This is a genomic window from Streptomyces sp. NPDC002209 (assembly GCF_042890265.1).
GTDB lineage: Bacteria > Actinomycetota > Actinomycetes > Streptomycetales > Streptomycetaceae > Streptomyces.
In genome coordinates this window covers 1-25151 of sequence record NZ_JBIARX010000019.1, presented here as the reverse complement: position 1 = coordinate 25151, position 25151 = coordinate 1, and the positions used below count along the sequence as shown (strand labels likewise).

Below are 25151 nucleotides of genomic sequence, written 5' to 3'. Positions count from 1 at the left end.
CGTCACCTAGGGGCACATCGAGTCTTGTAGAGATCGGCGTCGTGGTGGGCTCGGGCGGTGGTGGAGTCGATGCCGACCAGGGACAGGTCCACCTCACCCCGCTTCGCGGCTTCCGTGATCAGGCCCTCCAGCAGGGCCTCGAAGACGCCGGCGTCACGCCACTGCCGGAAGCGGTTGTGGACGGTCGACCAGGCGCCGAACTCCCAATCCGGATCGGTCAGTTGCACTCGCGTCTCGTAAGACCGTCTGTCGGACCGGACCGTGCCACGAAGGCACGTCCCGAAAATTGATCACGACTCGATACGCGCCCTAGTGCGGTCCGGGTCCGTACAGCAGGGCCGCCAGGCCGTGCGCACTGCCCGCGCCGCTGAAGTCCGCCCAGCTGATCGCACCGTCCCCGTCCGCGTCGATCAGGGCGAACGCCGCCGCCGCGCTCTGCGACGGCATGCCTTTGAGGGCACGCCACACCGTGAACTCGTGGAGGTCCATCACCCCGTCACCGTCCCGGTCGGCCACGTTGAACTGCGCGTGGAGCACCGCCATCACCTCCGGTGAACCCGACAGCGCGCCTGACCCGGCTTCCGAGGCCGGCAGGGACGCGAACCACTCGCGGTACTCCGCCCGCCCGATCTTCCCGTCCCGGTCGCGGTCGACCAGCTCGGCCTGGCGCTCCCACAGGGCCTGATTCGCCTCGATGAGGGCGCGTCCCTTCGGCGAGTTCGGCCCCGCGCCGTAGGACTGGAGCAGCCGCTCCGCACTGGCCCGGTAGTCGTCCGAGGCCAGCACTCCGTCACCGTTCGTGTCCAGCCGATCGAAGATGTCGTCGGCCACTGCCACCTGCTCGGCACCCATGCCGTGAGCGTACGCGGCCGTGCTGTCGCCCCCGCCGATTGCAGCCCCCGGGGGCGTGTCCCGGGATTCAGATCCGGGCGCGGCTCGCTTCCGCTGTTTATGTCACACGATCGGATGTCGGAACGCCTCGATCCGGTGGGACACGTCCCGACTTCCCCTTCCCCTGGGCTCGCGGCCTGCATGGTGGGTCCAGCTTTCGGCGCCGTGGCAGACCCCGCCCCGCGCGCCCGCCAAGTAACGGAAGGGCCCGTACCCATGGCGTTCGCGAGGACTCTGCTGCCCGGTCTGCTCTCCTTGGCGCTCACGGGCGTTCCCGCCGCGTTCCCGGACACCACGGCCGCCGTGCCCTACGACGGGCAGACCCGCCACGAGACGGCGCTGTTCAGCGTGAAGGCCACCAACAACGCGGCGGCCCAGGCGTTCACCGCGACCGGCACCCAGCTCACTCGACTCAGCGTCTACCTGAGCAGCGGGGCCGCCACCGGGACCGTGACCGCCCAGGTCCGCCGGGTTCGCGACGACGCGGGGTCGGTGGTCGCCTCGAAGACCCTGAACCTCGCCGCCCTGGGCGGCGCCGGCGCCGGCTGGGTCGAATTCCCGGTCAGCGCCGCCGTCACCGCGGGCGCCACCTACTACCTGTTCGTCCAGGCGAACACGGCGGAGAGCAGGCCGATCGCCTGGTACGGCACGCTCCAGTCCGTGCCCGGCTCGCTGACCAGCTGGAACTATGACAAGGCGTACTGGGGAGGCTGGCATGCGTACGACTCCCGGCTCGCGTTCCACGTCAATCCCACCGGCAGCGAGCGCTGTGGGGAGACGGAGCCCTGCTACGTGCCCGCCTCGGCGCTCGCAGCCCGCACGGCAGGGCTGTTGACGAACGGTGTGGACACCGAGGCCGTCCTGCCCTCCTTCGCCGTCGGCGCCTCCTACGTCGACGGCAGCAACGTGCTCCGCCTGCCCTCCGGCCGGTGGAGGTACCTGCCGACCGGCAGCTCCGCATCCCGCGTGGTCGCGGCCGACGACCCGGGCGCCCTGGCGCAGATCGGGGAGAACCGCGCCTGGCTGGCCGCGGGCAAGGTGCCGGGGACCACCGCCGTGCAGCGGGCCGCCGTGCAGCGCGCGCTGCTGTCGATGCGGGCCCTGCTCAAGCCCGACGGAGCGTTCGCCGCGGGGTGGTCGCCGGCGTGGGAGTACTCCTGGCCCCGGGACGGCGCGTTCGCCGCGGTCGCGTTCGCCAGCACCGGGCACGACGAGGAGGCGTACCGGATCCTGGGCTACGACGCGCGGACCCAGCGGGCCGACGGGACCTGGGAAGCGCGTACGAAGCTGGACGGCAGTGGACCGCCGGACGCACGCAAGTGGCAGCTGGACGGCAACGGCTGGGTCCCCTGGGCCACCTGGCAGTGGTACGAAGCGGCGCCGGCGGGCGACCGGGACGAACGGCTGCGCACGCTCTACCCGATGGTGCGCAAGGCGGCCGACTACGCCGCGCGGTCGCTGGGAGCGGACGGGCTGCCGCCGGCGTCCCCGGACTACTGGGAGCTGGACACGGCGACCACCAACATCGGTACGGCCGCTCCGCTCCTCGCCGGACTCAACGCTTCGGCCGACCTGGCCGGCCGGCTGGGCATGGGCGAGGATGCGGAGCGCTGGGGCGACGCGGCCCGGCGCCTCTCCGCCGGCATCGCCGCCTTCGCCCCGCGGGGGTACCCGCGGACCGCTGACGGCAAGCACGGGCGCGACAGCGCCGTGGCGTTCATGGCGCCCCCGTTCAACACGGCCCCGCCCGGTCTGGGTGCAGCGCTGGACTCCACCTACCGGGCGCTGCTGCTGCCCAACGGTGGCGTCTCGCCCGGCAACGACCCCGACTTCAGCTGGGGATCGTACGCCTGGACGGCCAGTACGGCCTTCTTCGCCCTCGCCTGGTCGGGAACCGGCGAGCAGACGAGGGCGGGCAAGACGCTGGACTGGGTGCTGTCGAAGCGCAACGGGCTGGGTGAGCTGCCCGAAACCGTGAACGGGGCCGGGCTGCCGTCCTCGGTCGCGCCGCTGGGCTGGACGGACTCGCTCGTCGTCCTCACCGCGCTGGCCCTCCAGGGCTCCCCCCAGCCCACCCCGCCGTCGCGGACGAGCACCGCGCAGCGGAACGGGAGCTGAGCCCTCGCACCGCCGCGGGTAGCGGCACCGTCCCGGGCAGCACCGCCGACAGCTCGTACGGGCGGAGCCCACGGGGCTGCGCTCACCGGGCGGCGGCCCGCGCCTGCACGGAGGCGACGTAGCGGACGGTGAAGACCATCGGGAGGGCGAACCCCGCGAGCTGGACGAGCGTGGCAGCGGTCGAATGGCCGTCGCCCGCGTGCGCGAGCAGGGCGAGCACGCCGGCGGTCACGGCGAAGGCCGCGGTCCACACGGTGGTGATGACGACGTTGGTCCGTACGAAGGGCTTCAGCCCCCAGACCTCGCGGGGCGTGGTGCGCTTGGCGATCCCGAGGGTGAACGGCTTGCCGATGAGCAGGGAGACACCGGCGACGAGCGCCAGCGTGGCCGAGGACAGGGCCGCCGAGTAGGCGTGCAGCGGGGTGTCCGGGGCGGCGAAGGCGAGCACCGTCAGCGCTGCGAAGAAGACCGCCGAGCCCGTCTCGATGATCAGCGCGTCGAACCCGGCACCTGCCCGGCGCTGCTGGACGGTCACCGCGACCGCCACCACCAGGCCGGCCAGCGCTGCCCACTGCCACTGGGCGGACGGGAGCACCGCGAAGACGATCCACGGGAGGAAGGTGCGTGCGTACGACATCGGGAGATCCCCCTCAACATTCCTGTTCTGACATGTCGAAACTAGAATATCGAGTCTCGACATGTCAAGAGTGGAAGGTAGAGTGCCGGCATGAGTCTTCGACATGCCCTCCTCGGACTCCTGTCCGAGCGCCCGGCCAGCGGGTACGACATGCTCAAGAGCTTCGACACGGCGCTGGCCACCGTCTGGCCCGCAACGCAGAGCCAGATCTACACGGAGCTGTCCCGCCTCGCCGACGCCGGGCTGATCAGCGTCGCGGCCGAGGGGCCGCGCGGCCGCAAGGAGTACTCCCTCACCGATGAGGGGCTCGCGGAGCTGCGGCACTGGCTGACCGAGACCAAGCCGCAGCGAAACACCCGCAGCGACGTCCTCCTCAGGGTCTTCTTCCTCGGCGTACTGACGCCCGAGCAGGCACGGGGCTACCTCACCGAGCTGATGGAGATGTCGGAGCAGGGCACCGCGGAGCTGCGCGCCGTCGAAGCCTCCGTCGACTGGGGCGACGACACGCTGTCCGTCCACGGCCGGATCGCCCTCGAGTACGGCATCCGCTTCAACGCGATGCGCCGCGAATGGGCCGAGTGGGCGGCCGGCCAGATCCGCTAGCGCGGGACCCGTCCCGCACGGCGGGTGCATGATGAACGTGTGAGTGACCGCGACGATTTCCTGGTGTGGGTCAAGACCGTGCTGTACGAGGCGGAGCGGGCGCTGCACGACGGCGACGCCGCTCCCCGCCGGGCCCTGTGGTCACGCAACGAGCCGGTGAGCGTCCTGGGGGCGTGGCGCAACGCCAGCGGTCAGCAGGAGCTCGACGAGCTGTTCACCGCCCTCGGGAAGAGCTTCTCCGACTGCACGTCGTACGTGTTCGAACTGCAGGCGTACGACGTCATGGGTGACATGGCCTATACCGCCGGCCTCGAGCACACCTCCGTCACCGTCGACGGACAGCCGCGCACCTACACCCTGCGGGCCACCCAGGTGTACCGCCGCGAGGGCGGCGAGTGGAGGGTGGCACACCGGCACGGTGACACGGTGACCGGGTGACCGGGTGAAGAAGCCCGACGTCGGAAGGGCGCGCCGGGCGCCGTCGGCGATGAGTCTGCGGGCGTTCGCAGGTCTATCTCCATGACGGAGACAAGCGAGTCAACGGGAGCAAGTCATGGGCCTCATCCACATCGAGCTGTTCGCGACCCTCGACCTCGTCGGGCAGGCGCCCGGCGGCCCCGACGAGGACCCGGCGGGGTTCCCGTTCGGCGGCTGGCAGGCACCCCTGCTGGACGAGGTCGCCGGGGCACAGGTCGGTGCCGCGTACGAAGGCACGGACGCCCTGCTGCTCGGCCGGCGGACGTACGACATCTTCGCCGCCTACTGGCCTCACCAGGAAGGCGGCCAGGACGACGAGATCGCCACGCTCTTCAACCGCGTCCCGAAGTACGTGGCCTCGCGCGGCAGGCCCGACCTCTCGTGGGCCGGGTCCACGCAGCTCGGCCCGGACCTCGCCGAAGCGGTGCGTGAGATCCGTGACCGGCATGAGCACGTGAAGGTCGTCGGCAGCCTGAACCTCGTGCAGACCCTCCTGCGTGAGAAGCTCTTCGACCGCATCGACCTCTGGCTGCACCCGATCATGCTCGGAGTCGGGAAGAAGGTGTTCGACGATGGCGTGGTGCCCTCGAACGTCACGCTCCTCGCACCTCCGGCAGCCGGCCTGAAGGGCACCGTGTACCTGCGCTACGGACTCGCCGACGGCACGCCCGCGACGGGCGACATGAGTGCACCCGATCGCGGTGCCGGAAGCGACGACTGAAGCCGCCCCACGCCTGGTGGGTCGGCATCTGCTGGGTCGGGGGCTCCCCGGGGCGGCATCGGCACCGGCGGCCAGGTCAACAAGCAGTTCTGCAACAAGGGCTGGTGACAGCGTGCACCGGGTCCGCCCTGGCCCTCGGTCTCGGAGCCGTAGCACCCAGTAGTGGTCGCCGCTTGGGAGGCGCTTCCGCTGACGGTGGCGGGAGCGGAGTGGTGATCCAGCGGCGATGACCGCCGCCTCCCGGTGATCAAGGTCGCAAAACGCCCTCCGGGCCATGGGATGTCCGGCTAATGTCATGCCGCGGTACCTGTGCGGCTTTGGGTGGTTCGGTCCGGATGGCGAGGTGACGGTTGTGAGTGTCGAGGGTGCGGCGAGGGCCGAGGTGGCGGCGCGCCGCTATTACGGGACGGGTGATGTGGATGCCTTCTACGCCGAGGTGTGGGGCGGGGAGGACATCCACACCGGTGTATACGCCGAGCGGCACGAGTCGGTCGCGGTGGCCTCCAGGCGGACGGTGGAGCTGGCGGCGGCGAAGGTCGCCGGCCGTCTCGGTCCGGGGTGCACGGTGCTGGACCTGGGCTCCGGATACGGCGGTCCGGCCCGCTACCTGGCGCAGACGTTCGGCTGCACGGTGGTGGCGCTGAACATCAGCGAATCGCAGAATCAGCGCCACCGTCAGACCAATGCCGAGCGGGGCCTCGACGGGCTCATCGAGGTCGTCACCGGATCCTTCCAGGACATCCCCTACCCCGAAGACCACTTCGACGTCGTCTGGTCGCAGGAGGCCTTCTGCCACAGCGGCGATCGCGAACAGCTCCTCGGCGAGGCCGTCCGCGTCCTGAAGACCACGGGTGAAATGGTCTTCACCGACCTCATGGCGGCCGACACGGCCCCTCCGGAGGCGCTGCGCGGCGCGGTGGCCCGCCTCGAGGTGGAGGGGTTCGCCACGCCCGCCTTCTACCGCCGGACGATCACCGGGCTCGGTCTGACCCGCTTCGACTTCGACGACCGCAGCGACCAGATGCTCACCCACTACCTCCGTCTCACCGAGGAGACCGGGCAGCGCGCGAAGGAACTCGCCGACGTCATTCACCCCGCCTATCTGCAGGGGCTCTTGGAGAACCTTCCGCTCTGGGTGGAGGCCTGCGAGAAGGGCCTTACGAGCTGGGGGATCTTCCACTGCCGTCGCCCCTGACCGACCTCGTCCGACCATCGGACCGCCGCGCACGACCGGATCGAAGAGCACACCAGTTGATCCATCCTCAGATATGACGCTGGCTCAAGGCTGGTTCCGTCCGGACCTGTCCCGTCCAGACCTGCCACCCCGGCGGCCCATTGAGAGGCACTTCCGTCAATGCCGGAAGTGACAACCACGGAGCCGATTCTCCGTGCCGCGCTCGTGCAAGCCGCCACCACCGGCATCGATACGATTCCCGAAGACAGCCACGTGGAGCGGGATTTCGGCATCGACGGCCCGGCCCCGGCCGAGTTCGTCACCACCTGCGGACAGCAGCCGGCCGTCGTCGTCCCGGACGGGGAGACCGGCCGCCTGCAGACCATCGCAGACCATCGCGCAGTCCCCGCCCGCCTCACCTCCAGCGGAAAGGAACCAACACCCGTGAGCCTTCGGCACATCGAGCCCAAACAGCGCGGCTTCCTGATCGTCAACTCCCACCCCGCCGGATCCGCTGCGACGGTCACCCGGATGTGGGAGCGGATACCGCCCCGCGCCGACGGCACCAGCCCGGTCGTGCTCCTCCTCGGCCACAGCGCGGGCTACGGCCTCGCCACCCTGCTGACCGGTCTGCGCCAGCACGGCATCCGGGGCGTCGGCGTCGCCTACGAAGGCGCGGAGACCGAGCGGCGCACCGCCGCCGCAGGCTGGTACCGCACTGCCGCCGCCGCCCGTCTCGCAGACGAAGCAGGCCTCGACTTCGCCTTCGTCAACACCGACGCCTTCTCGGAATCGGGAAAGACCGAGGTACTTGACCTGCTGGAACGCCGGTACGGGAAGGTCGACTACCTGATCTACAGCCTCGCCGCCCCACGCCGCACCGACCCGGCCACCGGCGCCGTCCACCACTCCGTGATCAAACCGCTCGGCCGGCCCTACGAGGCGCCCGCCCTGGACTTCTCCGGCGACACCCCGAAGGTCGCAAGCGTCCGCCTGGAACCCGCCACCGAAGAAGAGAAGCACGCGACGCAGCAGGTCATGGGCGGCGCGGACTGGAGTCTGTGGGTAAAGGCCCTCACGGACCGGTCCCTGCTCGCCGACGGCTTCACCACCGTCGCCCTGACCTACATCGGATCCGAACTCACGGCCCCGATCTACCGGCAGGGCACCATGGGCGCAGCCAAGGAACACCTGGAAACCACCGCCGTCGAACTGACCGCGATGCTGGGCGGCACGGGCCGGGCGTTCACCGCCGTCGCAGGAGCCGCCGTCACCCAGGCATCCAGCGCGATCCCCTCGATCGCCCTGTACACCGCCTTCCTGCGCACCGTGCTCGGCGACGGCTTCCGCACCACCGCCCAGCAAGCCGAGGAGCTGTGGGACCGGCTCACCGGCAGGGCGCCGCTCGTGGTGGACGACCAGGGCCGGATCCGCCTCGACGGCTGGGAGCTCGACCAGCAGGTCCAGGACCGCGTCCGAGAACTGTGGGCCGACCCCGAAGCCGGCCTCGACCACGCTTCGCAGGGGGCCGACTGGTTCATGGCCCAGATCCGCGAGCTCTACGGCTGGGGGCTCGAGGGCGTGGACTACGACGTGCAGGCCGAGACCGGCATTCCGTGGCCCATGCCGAGCCGATAGCACACGGCAGACCCTCGGACCCTCACGGCCTGGAGCCGTGACCACGGCGGACCTCGCCTGCCCCGTGCCATCGACCTTGATCATTGCCATCACCTTTGATGATCATTAGGTTTGTGCCACCGAAGTGTGAGTGGCACGGGGTGCGTGTGCGCCGGGGGCGGCGGGAGGTCGCGGGGCGCGTGCGCGGAGGACGTCAGAAAGTGAGCACGCAGATGCAACCGACATTCGTACTGGTCCACGGAGCCTTCGCCAACTCCTTCTCCTTCGCGCCGCTCCAGGCCGAACTCGGCCTCCTGGGGCACCGTTCGGTCGCCGTCGACCTGCCTGGGCATGGTTTTGAGGCGACCTACACGCGTGCCTACCAGACGCCACAAGATCCCGAAGTGCTCGCCACGGCGCCCGGTTCGATCAAGGGCGTCACGCTCGCCGACAACGCCGCGCACCTGATCGGGATCCTCGAACGGGCCAAGCAGAACGGGCCGGTGATCCTCGTCTCCCACAGCCGCGGCGGCATAACGGCCACGGCTGCGGCCAACGCGCGGCCGGATCTGATCGACCGCATCGTCTACGTCTCGGCCTGGTGCCCCGTCGACCTCGACGTCAATGACTACTACGCCGAGCCGGAGATGGCCACGGTCGACGCCGCTTCCCTGAGCCTGGCGCTGGCCGGGAACCCGGCCGAACTCGGTCTGCTCCGCGTCAACTTCCGCACCGCGAACCCGGCCGCCCTCGCGGCCTTCAAGGCGGCCTTCCTCGCCGACGGTACCGACGAGCAGTTCCTGACCTTCCTGAACACCTTCCAGCCGGACGAGAACCTGGACGTCGGCACCTCCGCCGACCGGGCGCAGGCCGAGACCTGGGGCCGCATCCCGAAGACCTACGTCCGCCTGGCCGACGACACCAGCCTGCCGCTCGCCCTGCAGGACCGGCTGATCCGCGAGGGCGACGCACTGGCGCCGGACAATCCGTACGACGTCCGCACCCTCGAGGGCAGCCACCTGAAGTGGCTGATCGACCCGGCACCGGCGGCTCGGCTCCTGGGCGAACTTGCAGCAGTGACGGGCTAGGCGGGGGCAGGAAGGCCCCGGCCCGATGCCCGATGCCCGGCGCCCAGGCCACGGCGAGCTGTTCCCGGCCGCCGTGGCCGGCCGATGCGGGCATTCCACTTGGTGATGCCGCCCGCGCGGAGGTCCTGGCGGCGGTCACGGGCATCTCATTTGTGGCCGACCGCCCACTGTTTGGCCGATCGGAACTGCCGTACAAGTGAAGGCTGTGCAGCATCCGGTCGGCCCGTGCTCGGGGAAGGCACAGGGTCGGCCGAACCGTGCTCGGTTCGATCGATCACTTCAGGGGGGCATCATGCGCATACGTTTACGTGCCTGGATTCTGGTGGGCGCGGGCCTGCTCGCCGGGGGCGCCGCTCCGGCCTACGGGGCTGACTCGTCGTCGGCCGCGGCGGCGGCGGGGTCCGTGCAGTACACCGTGCAGGACCTCGGCGCCCTGGGCGGTACCCGCAGCAAGGCGACCGCCATCGACGGCAGCACGGTCGTCGGAAGCTCGCTGACGAGCGGCGACGCCACCGAACACGCCTTCGCCTACGACCTGCGCACGCGCACCATGACCGATCTCGGCACCCTCGGGGGCTCCAGCCGGGCGACCGGCGTGGACGGGGATCACATCGTAGGGGAGTCGGACCTCTCCGCCGACGGCCCGACCCATGGATTCGTCTACAACCTCCGGACCCGCCGACTCGTCGACATCGGCACGCTCGGCGGCAGCAGCACCGACATCACCGGCCTCAACGGTGACACCGTGGTGGGCAAGTCGTCGCTGCCCGGCGACTCGGTCACCCACGCGTTCGCGTACAGCGTGCGCACCCGGACCATGACCGATCTCGGCAGCCTCGCCGGCCCGTCGGGCAACAGCGCCGCGGCGGCCGTGAGCGGTGGGATCGTCGTCGGCAGCTCCTCCCTGCCGGACACGCCGGCCGGCATCACGCACGGGTTCGCGTACAGCCTGCGCACCCGGACGATGACCGATCTCGGCACCCTCGGCGGGAGGTCCAGCACAGCCAACGACATCAGCGGTTCAACCGTGGTCGGCCAGTCCCGAACGGCCGGCAACGCCCTCACCGGATACGCCTACGACCTCCGCACCGGCATCCGCACGGACCTGGGGTCCCACTTCCTGACCGCGCAGCTGATCAGCGGGAACACTGTGGTCGGCGGCGACGGCCTGCTCTCCACCTCGTTCGACCTGATGACGCACAAGAGCGCCATGGTCGGCTCCGGTCGTGGTGTCACCGAGGTCAAGCAGATCGCCGGGAACATCATGGTCGGTGACAACTTCGCCCCCAACTCCTTCGCCTTCGTCTCCCGCGTCGACAACGGCGACTTCACCTACCTGCCCTCCCTCGGGGGCCTCAACTCCTCTGCGATGCAGGCCAACGGCCAGGGCGTCGTCGCAGGCAGCGCAGCACTTGCGCCCACTGGCCCGGTCACTGCCAACGGACCTTTCCATGCCGCCGTCTGGGTGCCGCACAAGGTGGCGTAGCGGAGCGAAGCCGCGCAGGTGAAGGCGTGCGGCTGCGGTAGGCCTTCCGGGCGGACCTGACGGCCGGCCGGCTCCAGGGCCACCGACGACGCCGGCGGAGCGAGGGCTCGGTGCCGTGACACCGAGCCCTCGTCAGTACGGGCGTGCGCTCCGGCGATGGAGATCAGGCGGACCGGGCCGCGCCCGCCCACACGGCAGGCTTGCGCCCCGCCCAGGGCGCGGCCTCCTCCAGTTGCGCGGCGAGCCGGAACAGCACATCCTCGCGCCCGTAGCCCGCGGCGAACTGGACACCGATCGGCATGCCGGTGGCCGGGTCGCACGCGAGCGGCACCGACATCGCGGGCGTACCGGCGACGTTGAAAGCGGCGGTGAACGGCGAGCGGTGGAACAGGTGCTCCAGCCAGCCCAGCCCGTCGGCGTTCTCCGCGCCCCGGCCGTAGGTGCTCAGGGGCACCGGCACCTCGGGGAGGGTGGGCGTCAGCAACACGTCCTGGGCCGCGAAGTGGGCGCCGATCGAGCGGGCGACCCGGTTGCGCACGTCGAGGGCGTGGACGAACTCCGCACCGCTCACCTTGAGTCCCCACGCGTAACTCGCGAGCATTTCGGGCTCGACGGTGGACCCGTCCACGGGGCGGCCGAACGCCCCGGCGAGACCGTCGATCCACGTCACCAGGTTTGCGGACCACAGGCGGGCGTTGGCGAGGACGAACTCCTCCCAGCTCACGCCGAGATCCACGTCCGTGACGTCGACCTGGTGTCCGAGCGATTCCAGTAGCCGGGCGGCAGCCAGGGCGGCTTCGCTCACGGCAGGTTCCACGGCACGCCCGCTCCAGGGAGTGGTGACCAGGCCGACGCGCAGCCGCCCGGGCTCCTTGGTGATCTCTTCGGTGTACGGGCGGCGGGGGCGCTCCGCGAAGTAGGGGTCGCCGGTCTCCGGGCCCTGGATCAGGTCGAGCAGGGCTGCGCTGTCCCGCACGGTTCGGCTGAGCCCACCGTGCACCGCGAGGCCGTTGAAGACCTCGTCGGCGTCCGGCCCCAGGGAGACCCGACCGCGGGTGGGCTTGAGCCCGAACAGCCCGGTGCTGGCGGCCGGCACCCGGATCGATCCGGCCGCGTCGGTGGCGTGCGCGAGGGGAGTGATGCCGGCGGCCACGGCCGCGGCCGACCCGCCACTGGAGCCACCCGGTGTCCGGCTGAGATCCCAGGGGTTGCGGGTGGCGCCGTACAGGACCGGCTCCGTCGTGGTGCTGTAGGCGAACTCGGGCGTGGCCGTGCGGCCCAGCGTCACCAGACCGGCCCGGCGGAACCGCCGCATCAGGAAGGAGTCCTCCGCTGCCACGTTGCCGGCGGCGAGGCGGCTGCCCAACTCGACGCGCTTGCCCTGCATGGACACGGCCAGGTCCTTGATGAGGAACGGCACGCCCGCGAGCGGGGTGCTTCCCGGGACCGGGGAGTCTTCGGCGGGCCAGCTCTCGACGACGGCGTTGATCCGTGGATTCACGGCCGCCATCGCGGCCTGGGCCGCGCCGGTGAGCTCCGCCGCGGTCACCTCTCCCCGAGCCACGAGCCCGGCCAGTCCCACGGCGTCGTACTGGGTGTATTCGTGCAGCTCCACGGCGTTCCACCTACGTTTCCGATCGGTCCCGTGTGATACCGACCGGTATCGTTCGGGGGTGGTCGGTAACGTAACATGGCTCGAGAGACGCCGGCCCACGCGACCGAAGCGAGGCACACCATGACGAGCAGCCCCCCGAGACCGGGCCGGGACTCGAGAGTCGCCCGCCTCCCCCCGCGCGAGCGCATCCTCGACGCGGCCGAGGAGTTGTTCCTCAGTGAGGGCGTCAGGGCCGTCGGAGTCCAGGCCATCGCCGAGCAGGCGAAGACCACGAAGATGGCCCTCTACCGTCACTTCGCCACCAAGGACGCGCTGATCGAGGAGTGGCTGAGGATCGTCGCGGCAGGGTACGCAACCGCCTTTGACCAGGTGGAAGCCGAGCACCCGGAAGATGGCCGGGCCCAGGTGCTCGGGGTGGCACGTTTCATCGCCGAAGGACTGCCGGACATCGCCCGAAGGGGCTGCCCCTTCGTGAACTCCATCGCCGGCCTGCCCGACCCCACCCATCCGGCCCGTCGACTGATCGAGAACCACAAGGCCGATCAGCGGCGTCGCCTCACGGCCATGTGCGAGCGGGCCGGTGCGCACGTGCCCGACGATGTCTCCGCAGAGATCACCTTCCTCCTGGAAGGCGCCCAGGTCAGCGCCCAGAACGGCAGCGTCGACCGCGCGGGGGACAGGCTCGTGGCCGCAGTCACCGCAGTTCTGGACCGAGGGACTGCGGTGCGGGAGGAATGACCCGCACACGCCCTGGCCCCCGGTGACTCCGGCACTCCGACCGGGCGCTGTTCACCGGTCGACCGGCGATCATTCGCACCGGCCGCATGCGTACCCGGGCCGCAGAGCGGGCCGAGCCCTGGCCGGTACCGGCGCGGGCGCCCACCGGCCGCGGTGCGCCCGCCGCGGTGGCGGACCGTACGGCGACTGCCAGGCCGGCCGCTCCCGTACGGAACGCGCGTTCATCCGTTCCAGGGCCGTGGGCTTGGTGGTGTCCGCGCACCTGGGGCAACGGCGGAGAACGATCGGCAGGCAGGTGGGCACGACCACCCAGTAGTTGGACATGGAGATACACCGGTTCCAGTGAGAAGACCGCAGCGAAAAGGAGCGCGGCGCACAGGTGCGACGCGCGACGGATCAGCGCTCGGGGTGTCTCACTTGGTGTACAACGGCGTGTCCTTGGCAGGGTGACTGGGGGCGAAAGCACGGTAACGGCACACCGGAGTGCGGTTCCACTGGTTTTCGGGCGGATGGATTCGGCCCCAGTCGTCGACCACCGAAGGTCCGCAAGAGCCGGAGGTCGACGTCCCTGCCGCGCCGATGGCCCGGCCGTGTTGCCCCCGCCGCGCCCGGCTGCCGTCACCCCCGTTCTGGAGCGTGCCGACGCCGACGAGGATCAGGCGCTGGTCCTCGAGGACCTCACCCGGGAGACCGCCTTGGGCTATCAGCGCTGGTCACGCGCCGCGGGGCTGCGTCGACCACCGGAAGGACACGGCATCGGGGACGCCGTAGAGCGGCAGACGGCAGCAATGCGGGAGCTCAGCCGGAACGCGCTTCCCAACCTGGAGGCAGTGCCGGACGCTGCGCCAAGCCTGGTCGAGGATGCCCGCGCCCAACGCTGCCGCCGGGCTGCAGAGACCAAGGCCGCAGCCATGCGCCTGCGCCGAGCGATCCGCTCGGTTGGCTGGTCCACCCCCGCGTCGACGGGGAGAACAGGCCGCGGTCCGCGAGCAGCTGTTCGTCGGATTGCGTTGCGAGACGCCCCCCGGCTATCACCCGTCGCGTGTCGCCAGGCTGAGGCGCTCACGCTGGTCGGGGCTGCGCCCGTTGCGCACGACTGCGGGTTCGAAGAACCGCTCCCCGCCCTGCCCTGGACCACGGGAATCTCGAGACAGCGGCGGCACCGGCTGCCGCCCACGGAGGGGGGAGGTATGAGGACGGCCTGGGAACTGCTGCCTGACGGAACGATCGGGTGAACCGTCCGCAGAGGAGATCCGTCCCGACCCGGAGCCCTTCAGGCGCCCACTGATCTGCGACCTCCGCATGAGTGGAGTCCTCGCCGTCCGCGGCTACAAGACCGTGCCCAGCCTCTTCCGGCTCGGGCCCGGGCCCCAGCACGAAGCCGGCCGCGACCTCAACTCGACCGGGGTCATCGACTCCATCGCCCGCGACTCCCTCGGCCTGGCCCACGTCGACCAGTCGGCCAGCAGTGCATTGGCGAGATCATGAACCCGGCGGAGGAAACCATCCGCACCCTGCGCACGGCCGTCTCCATGGACGGCAAGACGAGTGCCGAGGACCGCAAGACCCCCGGAGCCACTTGCACTGGCTCCGGGCCCCGCCCGTGACTGTAGCCGGAGCGCGCCGCAGCTGCCGGCGCTCGGTCCGGATTGCGTCGGGCCACAGGCTCATCGATCGCGTGATGACGATGCTGCGGTTGCTCCAACAGCTCCGATCAGGGCCGTAACGATGAGCGAGCCCTCACTCACGTAGCCCGTCACCATCAGTACGCCGGCGAGAAGAGCCAGAGTTGCGACGCCGGTGGGGAAGAGCCAGCGCCTGCGGGACTCGTCGGGCTCCTGAGAGTTGACACCTTCGTCGGTCGTCACCTTGCGCCCCCGTCTACGAAGTGAGGTCGGTTGCTCCTTGCTGCTGACTCTCGGCAGAGGCCCCGTCATCCTCGCTCTGCACGGAGGCCGTTCGCAGAGAGTCTCCCTGGCGAACTTCTCTGATGGTCTGTGCACTACTCCATCAACCAGTTAGTATGTGAACATACGAGCCTCCGAGGCAACGTGTCAATCCCCAAGCCCAGCACGCCTCTTGAGGCCCTGGGACGGACCCGCGGGAGAACCTGTGAACGCTTCCGAGCACACCCCGCTGTACGTTCAGATCGCAGATGATCTGCGCACCAAGATCCAGCAAGGAGACCTGCGCGGCGGCGACCGAGTCCCCTCCGAGAACGAGATCTGCGAGCAGTGGCCCGTTTCCAAGATCACTGCACGAAAGGCCCTCACTACCTTGCGGAGTGAGGGTCTGATCGAGGGCGTGAGAGGCAAGGGCACCTTCGTGCGCCGGAAGGCCCCCCGTGTGCGGCTTGCCCCTCAGCGCTGGTTCCGGCAAGTGCAAACAGACAGCCGGCCGACCTACGAGAGGGAAGCCGAACGGGCCGGAGAGGACTCCCTCGCGAGTCGGCAATCACTCGAAGTGCAAGCAGTGTTCGAGGTGGCCGAGAGGCTGGACATCGAGACGGGCGATCCCGTGTCCGAGACGCGCTACCTGACCGTCATGGATGGTGAGCGAGTCTCCATGAGTGTCTCCTGGGAGCCCTTGGCCCTCACAGCGGGTACAGCCATCGTCTCTCCCGTCGAAGGGCCGCACGCCTCCTTGGGAGTCATCGGCCGATTCGACGAAATCGGGATCCACATCGACGAGGTAGAGGAAGCTCTCGACTGCCGAATGCCCACTCCGGAAGAAGCGCGTGCCCTGCACATGCCGCCCCTGGGCACTCCCGTCGTTGCCATCGAGCAGACCTGGCGAGCGCAAGGACTGCCTGTCTGCACCGCCAACGTCGTGTTCCCTGCCGACCGGTACGAATTTCGCTACCGGATGGAAATCAAGTAGGCCGCATGCCCCTGTCGGCCGGCCTCCCGTGGAGCTGGCCCCGTCGGCGATCGGCCGACGAGGCCGGGACGAACGCACCCGCGCGGACAACGGCGGCCGCAAGCCCAGGGTCTACAGGGGTCGGGCTGCGATCCGATCCGTGACCAACTCCCGTCTGGGAACAGTTGGATATGGGGCCCGCGAACAGTGACCGCAGGGGGAGAATGCGACGATGACCATCGCGACGGCAGGCGAAGACGGCGACTCACCAACGTGGCTGACCGAGGCCGAGACAGGTATGTGGCAGGCGTTCCGCAACGGAAGCGTCTACGACCTGCGCGTCGGTGACCCGGCGGTGGACGACCCGCACGGCGGGCACTCCTGGGGCCCCGAGCGCAGCGTGCGTGCGCGGATCGTGGCGTGGCTCCTGCTCAGCGGACCGCCGGCTCTGAAGGGCCGGGTCTCCTCGCTGAGACTGCAGGGTGTGCGGATCACGGACGTGCTCGATCTCGCGGGCGGTACTGTCGCCCCGTACTTCGAGATGATGCAGTGCCGCTTCGACAGGGAGGTGCTGCTCGAGGAGGCACACTTCACCAGGTTACGACTCCTGGACTGCTCGGTGCCGTGCCTGGAAGGTGTCCGCGTCCATACCAGGGGCGCCCTCCAGCTCCCCCGCTGCCGCTTCGCCAACGGTGTCCGTCTGACCGAAGCCCACATCGGCACTGACCTGCTGCTCAACGCCGCCGTCGTGGGCCGCGACCAGCACGGAAAGTCGATCATGGCGGACAGGCTCTTGGTCGGACACGGCGTGCAGGCCGAGATGATGGAGACGCACGGCGAGGTGAGTCTGCGCGGCGCGGCGGTCGGTGAATCGGTTTCCCTGCGCGGGAGCCGCCTGACCAACCCATATGGGCGGTATTCCCTCAATGCTCCCCTGATGAGTGTCGGGCGCGCCCTCCTCCTGACTCCGGTCGAGGTCGTCCAGCCGCTGCGGTCCAGCAGCCCATGGACCCGCGGCATTCCGCGACGGCCCTTCGAGAGTGTGGGCGGCATCCGCCTCGACGACGGCCGCTTCGGTGACGCCATCGATCTGGACTCGGCGCGGTTCACGCTGAGGGACGAGCAGGAGGTGTCCCTGCGCCGCGTCCACACAGAGGAACTGCGCTTCACGGGGGAGCCGCCACAGGGTGGACTGGTTGTCCTCAACGGCGCACAGGTGGTCAATCTTGTCGACCGGCTTGCAAGCTGGCCGGGGCCCCATCGTGTGCTCATCGACGGCTTCGTCTACGACAACTTGATATCAATTGGCTCCCCCTCGCCCGAGCTTCGCTTGGAGTGGCTGACCCACGCCTCCTCCTCCTACGCCCCCCAGCCGTATGAGCAGCTCGCTGCCGTGTACCACCGCAGCGGCGACCACCACGCCGCCAGGCAGGTCCGGCGTGCCCAACGCCGACGGATGCGAGCCGCCTTGCCCAGGCAGAGACGGGTTTGGCAGGCGTTGCAAGACACTCCCGGTGCGGCAGTGGCCTTGTGGGTCACCATCGTGATCGCGTTGCTGATGGTGGCCTGGCTCAGCACGCGAGCGGCCCTGCAAGACATCGGCAGCGGCGCCGCCTTGGGCCCCTCCGACGCACCTCCCGTGGTCGTGGCCGTCGTCAGCGCCATCACCGCCTCCGGCGTGCTCATCGGTGGCATCCTCAACGGACTCGCCAAGTTCGTCAGGGCCCGCGGGCAAAACGCCTCCGACATTGTCCAGGCACGCGGGCGGGCAGATGCCGACGTCATCCGAGCGCAAGCCGAGATGAGAAGAGCAGAAGCAGACCTCCTTCGCGCCCGCGTAGGTCTACCACCGGCACAACCTGACTCGAGCGCCACCCCTGAGACCGGCCTCCTCACCCCTCCTGGCCTCTCCGGGAGCGATGAGGGGGACCCGTCGCCGCCGTGATTGGTTCACCATGAAGCTCCACCCGAGCGCGGACGGCCGCTGCCGTCCCCCATCCCTGATCGTCACCCCAGGCCGGCGGGCTGACTGCACGCGGTTCAAGCCGGTATTGGAGAACATCGGTTCCCCCGAACCGGGCCGGGCAGGCCTCGCAGGAAGCCCGACAACCTGGCGGCCGACAAGGCGTACAGCAACGGCCCTTGCCGCGCGTACCTACGGCGCCGGGGCATCCGGCACACCATCCCGGAGAAGACCGACAGCCAGGCCGCCCGCCTACGCAAAGGCTCCCGTTCGCCCGTTCAGTGTCCGGGCCATGGGCGAACGACTCCGAAAGCTCGGCAGCCGCCTTGCGGAGCCCCGCATCGACACCACCGTCGCCGTCAAATGGCGGCGAGCCGCTGCCGGAGACTGGGTCAGCTAGGCAGCCGGAGCGGCCGGTCTGTGCCGGGTGCGGTATTCCCGGCCCCGTACGATTCGTGGAAGACGGTGCGCTCCCGGGCACGCCGACCTGGATGGCGCTGGTCCTCCGCCGGATAGCCGACCGACACCAACAGGGCAATGGCCAGGTCGTCACGGCCATCGATCCCGATCACCTTCTTCACCTTCGCCTCGTCCCAGCCGTTCATGGGCGAGGTCGCCAGGCCCATCTCCGTAGCGGCAAGCATCACGAAGGATGCCGCGATCATGGCGTCCTTGACCGCGTACTCCCGGAGCAGTCCCCGCTGGTCGAGATCCTCCTGGAACGCCCGTGCCGCAGCGGAGAACATCGCGATGAACTCGTCGTTCCACGCTCCGCTGCGCCGCGCCTGCTCGTAGACGTCGCTGTGGTCATCACGCCAGGACTGAGGCTCGGCGACGAAAACCAGTATGACCGGGGCCTCTTGTGGCTGGGGCTGGCCTCCTGTGGCCCATGCCAGTCCCGCACGGCCCTTGTCTCCGGATACCGCAACGATCGAGCGGTCCTGCAGGTTCCAGCTGGTGGGGGCCTCAACGGCGAGATCGAGAAGCGCGTCGAGCGTGGTCTCCGGGATCGGGTCGGGCAGGTAGTGGCGGACGGTGCGGCGGGTGCGGATCGCTTCGGCGACAGACATCGTGGGACTCGTCATGTCACTAACTATTGGAGAGTCACTCTCCATCGGGAAGAGGGCACCTTTTTGTGCGTTACTCTCCCCGCATGAAGACCACTGTGGAATCCTCCGGGCTGCCGGCCGATGTCTACTCCGCGAAGTGCCCGGCACGCCAGGTCCTCGATCACATCTCCGGCAAGTGGACCGTTCTGGTCGTGGACGCCCTCCTCGAAGGCACCCTGCGGTACACCGAATTGAGTCGGCGCATCGAGGGCGTGTCGCAGAAGATGCTCACTCAGACTCTGCGCGGCCTAGAAGCCGACGGGTTCGTCGCCCGCACCGTGCATCCCACTGTTCCGCCCCGAGTCGAATACGACCTGACGGAGCTCGGCCGCAGCCTCGCGGAGCCGATCACCGCGCTCCGCCAGTGGACGGAGACCCATATCAACGAGATCGAGCGAGCCCGGGCCCGGGCCGCTTCGGAAGCCGGGAAAGCCCCCTGAGCAGGTGCAGCGCATGCAACCGGCGTAGCGTGCGCGCCCAGGAGCGGAGCCTCGTCGGGCGCCGGCGGCGGGATGGCTCTCGTAAGGTCTCCTTCTCACTGCCAGTGCGGACGGTGGCCAAGCCGCGCTTCACTTCGCTGCCCTCCTCATCTGGGCGCGACGCTGACCGAGGCGGGTCCCAATCGTCAGGCTGTTGCGTGGATGACCAGTCGGTTCTGAGGCGCGTCGAAGATGTCGGCCAGTGCCTGGCCTTCCCGCCGACTCCCATCGAAGAGCCCCCGCTTGTCTACATGCATGACGAGGACGTCATGGCTGTCGATCACGTCCGAGATGCCTCGGGTATTGATGGTGTCCGACCATGCGTCCAAGTTCTGACCACACCACTCCGGCAGCCCACAAGGCTCCCTCACTGCGTCCCAGAAATCGTTGAGTGTCTCGATCCGCCGACCACGCAGGTCAACGATCAACTCGCTGTCCGTCATCGCAGCAGACTAACCAACCAGCCACCGGCCAAAGAGAGACGTTCTAGGTGTGTTGTCCCGGGGCGTCGGTGACACGCGTGCTGGGTTCTTGATGTTCGGGTCGCACAGAGGCGCCATCAGGCCGTTGACAGCCTGCGGCGTTACCCCGTACTCGGCTGCCATGTCCTTCCCTCTTGCTATTGCACATCAGTTGCAATAAATCTTGGCGTGGTCCTTATCCATCAGCCTGCACAGGATGCGGAGCACGCCATGCCCCATCTGCTGCCGGACTCCGGCCCACAGCGCACCATCGCCGCCTCGAACTTCGTCTACACCGTCGGAAGTGGCCTCTATCTGACCGCGGGGGTGCTCTACTTCACCCAGGCGGTCCGCTTGCCGGCAGCCCAGGTGGGCCTCGGGCTCGGAATCGCAGGCGCCCTCGCGCTCGCGGCGGGGATCGCAGTCGGACATCTCGCGGACAGACGCGGCGCAAGGGGAGTTTATGCCGCCACGCTCGTCGTCCAGGCGCTGGCCACGGCGGGCTTCATGCTGGCGGACAGCTTCTGGCCGTTCGTGATCGCGGTGTGTGCGGCCACCGCGGCGAAAGGGGCCGGGCTGGCCGCACGCAGCCCCATCATCCGGCACCACGGAGGGGACCGGCCGCAGGAGTTCCGCGCCTATCTGCGCGCCGTGACCAACATCGGCATCTCCCTGGGCGCAGTGCTGGCGGGCTGGGCCGTACAGGTCGGCACCCACAGCGCCTACCAACTCCTCGTCATCGGGAACGCGATCGCCTTCGCCGCCTCCGCGGCCATCGTCTTGCGCCTGCGCCCGGTCGAGCCCGAGCCTGCCCTGCACGGCCCGCGCTGGATCGCACTTCGGGACCGGCCCTACCTCGCCCTCACCCTCCTCGACGGCATCATGGCCATCCAGTTCAAGGTGCTCACGGTCGCCGTGCCCCTCTGGCTGATCGCGGCCACCACCGCCCCCCACTGGCTCATCTCGGGCACCATGCTGATGAACACCGTCGTCGTCGTCACCTGCCAGATGCGGGCCAGCCGCAGCATCGACACCCCCGTGGCCGGCGCCCTCTCCTACCGCCGTTCCGGCTTCGCCTTCCTCCTGGCCTGCGTGCTGATCTCGCTGTCCGCGGGCATCCCCGCCTGGGCCGCCGCGACCCTCCTGCTGGCCGGAGTCACCGTCCACACGATCGGCGAACTGTGGCATTCCGCGGCTGGGTTCGAGATCTCCTTCGCCCTCGCGCCCCAGCAGGCCACCGGCCAGTACCTGGGCGTCTTCGGCCTCGGCGCTGGCCTGGCCGAGGCCGTCGGGCCCGCGCTGCTCATCGCGCTGTGCGTGACGTGGGGCCGCCCCGGCTGGTACGTCGTGGGAGCGCTGTTCGCCCTCACGGGCCTGACCGCCCCGCTCGTCGTCCGCTGGACGGAGCACCGACGCCACGGCAGGCAGCCGCAGCCCGAGAGCGCGCACAAGCGGGTGGCCGCCTGAAACCAGCCCGGCGAGGCAGGTGCGGGCGGAGGCACCGGGGCAAGTGGGGTGGTGGGAAAGGTGGTTCCGGCCGCGGCATCCGCCCGTGACACGGTGCGAGGGGGCCGCGGTCCTGCCCGGCCCCCTCGGCCCCCGGTCCGCCCGCCCCGTCTGTCCGCGTCAGTCTCCCGCCGGGGGACGGGGCCGGCCGTGCGTGTCCTTCGTACAGACCGTCGAGCTGGCCGGGCCGAAGGCGGCGTCGCCGGGGAACGTGGCGGTGTAGCAGGCCCTTTCGGCCCTCCGGCCCGGGACCGCGCAGGTGGCCCGGCCCCTGCTGTCGGTCCCTTCGATGCACAGTGGGTTCGGGCCGGTGGAGAACAGGATCTCCTTGCCCTCCAGAGGTCCGCCGGAGCCGGTCAGCCTGACCTTCAGGGTGGGACCCCGGTCGCTCAGGCTGCCCGGTTCGCCCTTGCCGTGCCCGTTCCCCTCCGCCTTCAGGGTCAGCGTGGTCGGTGACCCGCCGAGCGTCCTCGTTCCGACCGCCACACCCAACGGGATGTCGAAGCCGGTGATGGTGTCGGTGACCGTGTGGGTGGCGGTGTCGATCACCGAGACGGTGTTGTCGTCGGAACTGGTGGCGTACGCACGGGTGCCGTCCGGGGTGACCGCCACTCCGAGGGGTTCCTCCCCGACGGGGACGGTGGCGATGACGGAGGGCGGGTTGGCGGCGGTGTCGATCACAGATACGTCGCCCGACTCGAAGTTGGCGGTGTACGCGCGGGTGCCGTCCCGGCTGACCGCCACGTCCGCGGGACTCGTGTCGGTGCCGATGGGGATGGTGAGTTCGACGGTGTTGCTCGCGGTGTCGATCACCGACAGCGTGCCGTCGCCGAAGTTGGTGACGTAGACGCGGGAGCCGTCCGGTGCGCTCGCCACGCCCTGCGGGAGCTGGCCGACGGGGATGGTGGTGAGGAGGGTGTTGGCGGTGGTGTCGACCACTGCAACGGTGTTGTCGAAGTTGTTGGCGATGTACGCGCGGGTGCCGTCCACGGCGAGCGCGACGCCCTGGGGGCGGGTGCCGACGTGCACCGTGGCGACGACCGGCAGCGGGAAGGCGGCGGTGTTGACCACCGTCATGTTGTTCGACTGGGTGTTGGTGACGTAGCACCGGGTGCCGTCCGCGCTGACTGCCACGCCCACGGGATTGTCACCGACGTCGACGCCGAGCACGGAGCCGATGGAGGGGAGGATCAGCGACATCGTGTCCGACAGCCTGTTGGCGACGCAGACGCGGGAGCCGTCCGGGCTCACCGCCACGCCGTTGGGGTCCTCACCGACGCCGAAGGTGGTGGTGACGGAGTTGTCGGCGGTGTTGATGGCCGAAACGTTGTCCGTGAGGCCGTTGGCGACGTAGGCGAAGGTTCCGGCCTGAGCGGCGACGGGCGGCGTGGCCGGCGTGGGCGGCGTGGGCGCCGCCGCGGCCGGTGCGACCGCCGCGGCCAGCACCGCCAACCCCGCCGCCCATACCCGTACCGGCACCCACCACGCGCTGCCGCCGGCAGTTCGCCCCGCACGCGCCCGTTCCGGCGTGCTCGAGACCGCGGTTCCCGACATCAAGACCTCCCGTCGATCCCCAGGCGCTCGCAGCATGGCGGCCGGTGCCCGTCACAGGGCGCTCCGGGATCGTCGCGGCCCTGGGACCCGGACGCGCCGCGGCCGACGCCAGGCGGCACGGGTGTTCCGGCATGGCCAACGCCTCTGGGTGAGGACCATACGGACGAGTCGAATACCCCGTACGGCTGCCTGGGCTTCGTGGTCCCTCACACGTGTGCGGGGCGCCAACCGCCCACCAGGGCGCGCCCGGAGGCGTCTCATCGCGCATCTGGGGCCCCGGACGGCGGCGACCGAGGCCTCGTGGAAGGCCGGCCGGCACCTGCGCGCGAGGCGGTGATCCGTGGCTTTCCCCGACGTCAGGGGCCGTTGCTGCAGCGGCCCTCGAAGCAGACTCCGGCGGGACTGCATCGGGTCTCTTCCGAGAGGGCACAGAGTCGTTGCGCAGCCCCGTGAACCGCTATCCAGTTCACGTACCCGACGAAACCCGGTGACCGCACCAGGCGGTCACCGGCACATGACCACCCGCCCGCGCTGCCCCAAGGGGTCACAGGACAGACCCCGACTTACGGAGACGGACCGTATGAACACCCATCAGACCACGTCACTCCTCCTCGGCCTCGCCGCCATCGTGATCCTGGCACGCGTACTCGGCGCGTTGGCCCGGCGGCTCGGACAGCCCGCGGTGATCGGTGAGGTCCTCGCCGGCATCGCGCTGGGACCGACTCTTTTCCACGGAGCCATCTCCGACGCCCTCTTCCCCGTATCCATCCGGCCACTGCTCGGCGCTCTGGCCGCGGTCGGAGTCGCGGTCTTCATGTTCATCGTCGGCCTCGAGTGGGACGCCAAGCTGATCCGCGGCAGCGGAAGCCTTGCCGCCGGCATCTCGTTCAGCTCCATCGTGCTGCCCTTCGGCCTGGGCATGGTCCTGGCGCTCTACCTGATGGACGAGTACGGCACCGGCGATCAGACCGCGTTCATGCTGTTCATGGGCATCGCCATGTCGATCACGGCGTTCCCGGTACTGGCCCGCATCCTCACCGACCGGAAGATGACGCGCACCCCGCTGGGCGTGGTGGCTCTGGCCTGCGCCTCCATCGACGACGTCCTCGCCTGGTCGGTGCTCGCCGCCGTAGTCGCCATCAGCGGCTCCGCCGGCGCCGACACGTGGCGCATCCTGCTCGCGATCCCGTACCTGCTGGGCATGCTCTTCGTCCTGCGCCCCCTGCTGCAGCGCTACGCGGCCCGCCGGCCCGAGCTCCGGCTCACCCCGACCGTGTTCGCCTGCATCGTCGCGGGCCTGCTGCTGTCCGCCGCCGCCACCGAGTGGGTGGGTCTGCACTACATCTTCGGCGCGTTCCTCTTCGGTGTGGTCCTCCCGCGCACCGGCACCGAGCAGCTCCGCTCGAAGGTGCACGAGCGCCTCGGGGAGATGAACGGCACGCTGCTGCTGCCGGTGTTCTTCCTCGTCGCCGGCCTCAAGGTCGACCTCTCGGGGCTGAACATGGACGGGCTGGGAGCCCTCGCTCTGATCCTCCTGGTGGCCGTCGGCGGCAAGTTCATCGGCGCGTTCGTGGCCGCCCGGCTGAACCGGATGCCGGTGCGGCAGTCCGCTGCGCTCGCCACGCTGATGAACACCCGCGGCCTGACGGAACTCATCGTCCTGAACGTGGGTCTGCAGCTGGGCTTCCTCGACCAGGGGCTCTACTCGCTCATGGTCGTCATGGCCGTGGTCACGACCGCCATGGCGGGTCCGCTGCTGAGCTGGCTCCTCGGCCGTCCGACGGGCACCGACCTGCCCAAGACAACCGAGGCGCCCGAGGCATCCGAGGCGTCCGAGGCATCCGAGGTGTCCGAGCGCACGGCAGGAATGGTCCGCACGAGCGTCAAGGCGGGCTAGGTCGTCTCTTTCGGATCTTGCCGGTCAAGCCCGCGTCGTCTGGTGCCGTGCATCGCAAGGCGGAGGGGCGCCCGAGTACTGGATGTACTCGGGCGCCCCGACAACGCGGCGAGGTGCGGTGCCAGGCGGCGCGGGTCAGGCAAGATCCGGAAGGGCCG

The 25151-nt window shown here is 69.8% G+C and carries 21 protein-coding genes and 1 pseudogene; 15 read left to right on the top strand and 7 right to left on the bottom strand.

What is annotated here, in order from left to right; all coding sequences use genetic code 11:
* Positions 1 to 35: 35 nt before the first annotated feature.
* Positions 36 to 203, bottom strand: a pseudogene (locus ACFYXK_RS28105) (IS5/IS1182 family transposase); the annotation flags it as partial.
* 106 nt (positions 204 to 309) lie between these two features.
* A complete protein-coding gene (locus tag ACFYXK_RS28100; RefSeq protein WP_389413635.1) occupies positions 310 to 852 on the bottom strand; it encodes an EF-hand domain-containing protein in 543 nt (180 codons plus the stop codon).
* A 255-nt stretch (positions 853 to 1107) separates the two neighbouring features.
* Between ACFYXK_RS28100 and ACFYXK_RS28095 the strand changes: the two genes are divergently transcribed.
* Positions 1108 to 3009: a hypothetical protein gene (locus ACFYXK_RS28095; protein ID WP_389413634.1), complete on the top strand. Its 1902-nt coding sequence runs from the start codon at positions 1108 to 1110 to the stop codon at positions 3007 to 3009.
* Between the two features lie 82 nt (positions 3010 to 3091).
* Here the strand turns inward: ACFYXK_RS28095 and ACFYXK_RS28090 are convergent, their stop codons facing one another.
* Positions 3092 to 3646 (bottom strand): hypothetical protein, encoded by a 555-nt coding sequence (locus tag ACFYXK_RS28090; protein ID WP_389413633.1) that lies wholly within the window; start codon positions 3644 to 3646, stop codon positions 3092 to 3094.
* Positions 3647 to 3736: 90 nt separating this feature from the next.
* Here ACFYXK_RS28090 and ACFYXK_RS28085 point away from each other — a divergent pair, with 90 nt between their 5' ends.
* From ACFYXK_RS28085 to ACFYXK_RS28055, 7 genes are all read left to right on the top strand, one after another.
* Positions 3737 to 4249 carry a PadR family transcriptional regulator gene (locus ACFYXK_RS28085; protein ID WP_389413632.1) on the top strand — a complete coding sequence of 171 codons (513 nt, stop codon included), beginning with the start codon at positions 3737 to 3739 and terminating at the stop codon, positions 4247 to 4249.
* A gap of 39 nt (positions 4250 to 4288) precedes the next feature.
* Positions 4289 to 4687, top strand: coding sequence for a nuclear transport factor 2 family protein (locus ACFYXK_RS28080; protein WP_389413631.1), 399 nt, complete (start codon positions 4289 to 4291; stop codon positions 4685 to 4687).
* A 115-nt stretch (positions 4688 to 4802) separates the two neighbouring features.
* Complete coding sequence (locus ACFYXK_RS28075) at positions 4803 to 5447, top strand: dihydrofolate reductase family protein (protein ID WP_389413630.1); 645 nt, start codon at positions 4803 to 4805, stop codon at positions 5445 to 5447.
* 352 nt (positions 5448 to 5799) lie between these two features.
* Positions 5800 to 6642, top strand: a complete 843-nt coding sequence (locus ACFYXK_RS28070) for an SAM-dependent methyltransferase (protein ID WP_389413629.1) — start codon at positions 5800 to 5802, stop codon at positions 6640 to 6642.
* A 168-nt stretch (positions 6643 to 6810) separates the two neighbouring features.
* The gene (locus tag ACFYXK_RS28065; RefSeq protein ID WP_389413628.1) at positions 6811 to 8259 is read left to right on the top strand and encodes an enoyl-[acyl-carrier-protein] reductase FabV; all 1449 of its coding nucleotides are present in this window, start codon (positions 6811 to 6813) and stop codon (positions 8257 to 8259) included.
* A 212-nt stretch (positions 8260 to 8471) separates the two neighbouring features.
* Positions 8472 to 9326 (top strand): alpha/beta hydrolase, encoded by an 855-nt coding sequence (locus ACFYXK_RS28060; protein ID WP_389413627.1) that lies wholly within the window; start codon positions 8472 to 8474, stop codon positions 9324 to 9326.
* Positions 9327 to 9618: 292 nt separating this feature from the next.
* Positions 9619 to 10812, top strand: a complete 1194-nt coding sequence (locus ACFYXK_RS28055; protein ID WP_389413626.1) for a hypothetical protein — start codon at positions 9619 to 9621, stop codon at positions 10810 to 10812.
* Between the two features lie 163 nt (positions 10813 to 10975).
* Here the strand turns inward: ACFYXK_RS28055 and ACFYXK_RS28050 are convergent, their stop codons facing one another.
* Positions 10976 to 12427: an amidase gene (locus ACFYXK_RS28050; protein WP_389413625.1), complete on the bottom strand. Its 1452-nt coding sequence runs from the start codon at positions 12425 to 12427 to the stop codon at positions 10976 to 10978.
* A gap of 120 nt (positions 12428 to 12547) precedes the next feature.
* Here ACFYXK_RS28050 and ACFYXK_RS28045 point away from each other — a divergent pair, with 120 nt between their 5' ends.
* The 4 genes from ACFYXK_RS28045 to ACFYXK_RS28030 all read left to right on the top strand — a co-directional run bounded on the left by ACFYXK_RS28045 (position 12548) and on the right by ACFYXK_RS28030 (position 17969).
* A complete protein-coding gene (locus tag ACFYXK_RS28045) occupies positions 12548 to 13165 on the top strand; it encodes a TetR/AcrR family transcriptional regulator (protein WP_389413624.1) in 618 nt (205 codons plus the stop codon).
* Positions 13166 to 14467: 1302 nt separating this feature from the next.
* Positions 14468 to 14653 (top strand): hypothetical protein, encoded by a 186-nt coding sequence (locus tag ACFYXK_RS28040; protein ID WP_389413623.1) that lies wholly within the window; start codon positions 14468 to 14470, stop codon positions 14651 to 14653.
* A gap of 624 nt (positions 14654 to 15277) precedes the next feature.
* Positions 15278 to 16045 (top strand): GntR family transcriptional regulator, encoded by a 768-nt coding sequence (locus tag ACFYXK_RS28035; protein WP_389413622.1) that lies wholly within the window; start codon positions 15278 to 15280, stop codon positions 16043 to 16045.
* Positions 16046 to 16256: 211 nt separating this feature from the next.
* The gene (locus tag ACFYXK_RS28030; protein ID WP_389413621.1) at positions 16257 to 17969 is read left to right on the top strand and encodes an oxidoreductase; all 1713 of its coding nucleotides are present in this window, start codon (positions 16257 to 16259) and stop codon (positions 17967 to 17969) included.
* Positions 17970 to 18379: 410 nt separating this feature from the next.
* On the opposite strand, the gene ACFYXK_RS28025 is transcribed toward ACFYXK_RS28030, so the two are convergent.
* Positions 18380 to 19057 (bottom strand): nitroreductase family protein, encoded by a 678-nt coding sequence (locus ACFYXK_RS28025; RefSeq protein ID WP_389413620.1) that lies wholly within the window; start codon positions 19055 to 19057, stop codon positions 18380 to 18382.
* Positions 19058 to 19140: 83 nt separating this feature from the next.
* On the opposite strand from ACFYXK_RS28025, the gene ACFYXK_RS28020 reads away from it, so the two are divergent.
* Positions 19141 to 19536: a winged helix-turn-helix transcriptional regulator gene (locus ACFYXK_RS28020; protein WP_389413619.1), complete on the top strand. Its 396-nt coding sequence runs from the start codon at positions 19141 to 19143 to the stop codon at positions 19534 to 19536.
* 185 nt (positions 19537 to 19721) lie between these two features.
* Here the strand turns inward: ACFYXK_RS28020 and ACFYXK_RS28015 are convergent, their stop codons facing one another.
* Entirely contained in the window at positions 19722 to 20018 is a 297-nt protein-coding gene (locus ACFYXK_RS28015) for a barstar family protein (RefSeq protein WP_389413618.1), read from the bottom strand.
* A 249-nt stretch (positions 20019 to 20267) separates the two neighbouring features.
* On the opposite strand from ACFYXK_RS28015, the gene ACFYXK_RS28010 reads away from it, so the two are divergent.
* Complete coding sequence (locus tag ACFYXK_RS28010) at positions 20268 to 21503, top strand: MFS transporter (RefSeq protein ID WP_389413617.1); 1236 nt, start codon at positions 20268 to 20270, stop codon at positions 21501 to 21503.
* A gap of 159 nt (positions 21504 to 21662) precedes the next feature.
* On the opposite strand, the gene ACFYXK_RS28005 is transcribed toward ACFYXK_RS28010, so the two are convergent.
* Positions 21663 to 23096: a hypothetical protein gene (locus ACFYXK_RS28005; RefSeq protein WP_389413616.1), complete on the bottom strand. Its 1434-nt coding sequence runs from the start codon at positions 23094 to 23096 to the stop codon at positions 21663 to 21665.
* A 580-nt stretch (positions 23097 to 23676) separates the two neighbouring features.
* On the opposite strand from ACFYXK_RS28005, the gene ACFYXK_RS28000 reads away from it, so the two are divergent.
* Positions 23677 to 24993 (top strand): cation:proton antiporter, encoded by a 1317-nt coding sequence (locus ACFYXK_RS28000; RefSeq protein ID WP_389413615.1) that lies wholly within the window; start codon positions 23677 to 23679, stop codon positions 24991 to 24993.
* The last annotated feature ends 158 nt before the right edge of the window (positions 24994 to 25151 follow it).

Bases quoted from the DNA above. Each gene is read 5' to 3' on its own strand.
- ACFYXK_RS28075 (WP_389413630.1), top strand. From the start codon at position 4,803: ATGGGCCTCATCCACATCGAGCTGTTCGCGACCCTCGACCTCGTCGGG.
- ACFYXK_RS28020 (WP_389413619.1), top strand. From the start codon at position 19,141: ATGAAGACCACTGTGGAATCCTCCGGGCTGCCGGCCGATGTCTACTCC.
- ACFYXK_RS28060 (WP_389413627.1), top strand. From the start codon at position 8,472: ATGCAACCGACATTCGTACTGGTCCACGGAGCCTTCGCCAACTCCTTC.
- ACFYXK_RS28010 (WP_389413617.1), top strand. From the start codon at position 20,268: ATGCCCCATCTGCTGCCGGACTCCGGCCCACAGCGCACCATCGCCGCC.
- ACFYXK_RS28015 (WP_389413618.1), bottom strand. From the start codon at position 20,018: ATGACGGACAGCGAGTTGATCGTTGACCTGCGTGGTCGGCGGATCGAG.
- ACFYXK_RS28025 (WP_389413620.1), bottom strand. From the start codon at position 19,057: ATGTCTGTCGCCGAAGCGATCCGCACCCGCCGCACCGTCCGCCACTAC.
- ACFYXK_RS28000 (WP_389413615.1), top strand. From the start codon at position 23,677: ATGAACACCCATCAGACCACGTCACTCCTCCTCGGCCTCGCCGCCATC.
- ACFYXK_RS28045 (WP_389413624.1), top strand. From the start codon at position 12,548: ATGACGAGCAGCCCCCCGAGACCGGGCCGGGACTCGAGAGTCGCCCGC.
- ACFYXK_RS28030 (WP_389413621.1), top strand. From the start codon at position 16,257: ATGACCATCGCGACGGCAGGCGAAGACGGCGACTCACCAACGTGGCTG.
- ACFYXK_RS28090 (WP_389413633.1), bottom strand. From the start codon at position 3,646: ATGTCGTACGCACGCACCTTCCTCCCGTGGATCGTCTTCGCGGTGCTC.
- ACFYXK_RS28040 (WP_389413623.1), top strand. From the start codon at position 14,468: ATGAGTGGAGTCCTCGCCGTCCGCGGCTACAAGACCGTGCCCAGCCTC.
- ACFYXK_RS28085 (WP_389413632.1), top strand. From the start codon at position 3,737: ATGAGTCTTCGACATGCCCTCCTCGGACTCCTGTCCGAGCGCCCGGCC.
- ACFYXK_RS28095 (WP_389413634.1), top strand. From the start codon at position 1,108: ATGGCGTTCGCGAGGACTCTGCTGCCCGGTCTGCTCTCCTTGGCGCTC.
- ACFYXK_RS28005 (WP_389413616.1), bottom strand. From the start codon at position 23,096: ATGTCGGGAACCGCGGTCTCGAGCACGCCGGAACGGGCGCGTGCGGGG.
- ACFYXK_RS28055 (WP_389413626.1), top strand. From the start codon at position 9,619: ATGCGCATACGTTTACGTGCCTGGATTCTGGTGGGCGCGGGCCTGCTC.
- ACFYXK_RS28100 (WP_389413635.1), bottom strand. From the start codon at position 852: ATGGGTGCCGAGCAGGTGGCAGTGGCCGACGACATCTTCGATCGGCTG.